Raw genomic sequence first — 1,388 nt, 5'->3', positions numbered from 1 at the left:
TAGCAAAGCATGGCAGCTCGCCATTGTTGTGTTTTCGTTTTTATTTAATTTTCAATTCCACTTCATCACAGTTAATTCGAATTAGTCTTCCGTTTTCAAAAATGAAAAGGATATCATCTTCTTTTTTTGGGAGCGACTGAGGGATAAATCCATCATTGATGTCTCTCATATTACTTGGGAAGAATGATAATTCTCCGAGAATTTTCCAATCTTCTGGATAGGGCTCGCTTTCTCCTTCTTCTTCGTATTTATATGAGATCCCTTTAAAGGTAAATATTAACTCATTCAATTCGTCCTTAGGTACCCAATTACCCTCTGATTTTCTAAATTCTATTTCAATCTCTTTTTCTAAATCTCTGATTTCAACAAGTTCGAAATTGTTATGGAGGTCAAGGTGCCTTCCTTGAAATTGGACAGCATAATTTTCCTCTATTTCAAAATTTACTTTCATGCCCTTTATTAGTCAATTGTATTTGGGTATTCAGAGAAATAAATATCCATACCAATTTCTCCCAAAATTTTCATTGATTCTGAACTTAAAACTGCACCACCGCCAGAGGCATCTTTTCTAATATCAAAGCCAATATCGGCTACATATTTGTTGGGAGTTAAGTTTTTACCTTTTTCTTCTAACCAAGTTTCAAGTGCATCAATTTGGTTTGGCAGATCCCAGAAGTCATCACATAACCAATCCACCTTTTCTCCTGTATTTTCGTTATAAATGTTAATCGGCATTTTTATCTTAATGAAACACAACGGTCCGGCTGGCTGCTGTGCTTTTTAGCGTCGGCTTTTACGCGTTGGCAAAGCATGGCAGCTCGCCATTGTTGTCTGTTGTTTTATTTTCCAATCCTTAATTCAATCATTTTTAGAACAAGTGGATGTGTTTCCTTTTCTCTTAATTCAAAGATCCTTCTCTTTCCCGTTCTTTTGTCCAACATAGCCAACATTCTATGAATTGGATTAGTGCTTTTTTGAGATTGCTCAATATTCAATTCGGTCAAAAATTCAAATGCTGATCCAGAAAAATTATATTTAGAAAATTCGCCCCGTTCCATTCCAGCATTATTACTTCTATCTTCATCTTTTACGGCTGCATGAGAGATATAGCCAGTTTCACACAATTCATTTGAATAACTTTTAAAATATTTCCATGTATCAGGATTGGAAAAATTAACTAATTCAATTCCATTTAAGGTTAGCCAAGCTCTTCCTAACCAACCAGTACTATTCTTATAAGTAGTTAGATGGTAATCTAAATTATTCTTTAAATCTTCAGCAAGTCTATCTTTTAATTTCACCCGCATTTTACTCCATTTCATTATTTAGTCTTTTATTTCAATTACAGACAACGGCTCGGCTGGCTGCTGTGCTTTTTGGCGTCGGTA

At 34.8% G+C, this 1,388-nt stretch carries 3 protein-coding genes; all 3 read right to left on the bottom strand.

All coding sequences use genetic code 11. The features are described 5' to 3' along the window. Positions 1–40: 40 nt before the first annotated feature. On the bottom strand, positions 41–451 hold the full coding sequence (locus E1171_RS03845) for a hypothetical protein (RefSeq protein ID WP_155204266.1): 411 nt from the start codon (positions 449–451) through the stop codon (positions 41–43). 8 nt (positions 452–459) lie between these two features. Next, a complete protein-coding gene (locus E1171_RS03840) occupies positions 460–735 on the bottom strand; it encodes a hypothetical protein (protein ID WP_155204264.1) in 276 nt (91 codons plus the stop codon). A gap of 104 nt (positions 736–839) precedes the next feature. Next, complete coding sequence (locus tag E1171_RS03835; RefSeq protein WP_425509602.1) at positions 840–1,307, bottom strand: SF0329 family protein; 468 nt, start codon at positions 1,305–1,307, stop codon at positions 840–842. Positions 1,308–1,388 lie beyond the last annotated feature (81 nt).

The organism is Xanthovirga aplysinae (genome assembly GCF_009711365.1).
GTDB lineage: Bacteria > Bacteroidota > Bacteroidia > Cytophagales > Cyclobacteriaceae > Xanthovirga > Xanthovirga aplysinae.
This window is presented reverse-complemented; position numbering and strand designations above follow the sequence as displayed.

Bases quoted from the DNA above. Each gene is read 5' to 3' on its own strand.
- E1171_RS03840 (WP_155204264.1), bottom strand. From the start codon at position 735: ATGCCGATTAACATTTATAACGAAAATACAGGAGAAAAGGTGGATTGG.
- E1171_RS03835 (WP_425509602.1), bottom strand. From the start codon at position 1,307: ATGCGGGTGAAATTAAAAGATAGACTTGCTGAAGATTTAAAGAATAAT.
- E1171_RS03845 (WP_155204266.1), bottom strand. From the start codon at position 451: ATGAAAGTAAATTTTGAAATAGAGGAAAATTATGCTGTCCAATTTCAA.